Raw genomic sequence first — 262 nt, 5'->3', positions numbered from 1 at the left:
ACCACGTTCACGATCAGCGAATCCTCGCTGACCGGCTGCTTTTTGCCGTGCTCGACGAGCGCGTATTTCGGATTCTGCGGCGCCGCATTGCCAAAGCTGTTCGCCTGCAGCACCCCCGTCCACCCGATCGCGGGCTGCGGGGCGCGCAACCTCAGGTCGCCCACCGGCGGCGCGGCGTAGGGAATCCCCCGCCATCGGATGATGTCCCCGTCCCGAACGCCGGCGACAACACCATCGGAAAGTGTCACTGTCGTGTTTGCAC

Annotated in this window: 1 protein-coding gene; it reads right to left on the bottom strand. The window is 65.6% G+C overall.

Going from position 1 to position 262, the window contains the following annotated elements; translation table 11 throughout:
- A partial coding sequence (locus SB717_RS36970; protein ID WP_410908064.1) for a carboxylesterase family protein occupies positions 1–262 on the bottom strand: 262 nt, incomplete at both ends.

The sequence above is a fragment of the Priestia sp. SIMBA_032 genome (genome assembly GCF_046535215.1).
Classification (GTDB): domain Bacteria; phylum Bacillota; class Bacilli; order Bacillales; family Bacillaceae_H; genus Priestia; species Priestia aryabhattai.
This window is presented reverse-complemented; position numbering and strand designations above follow the sequence as displayed.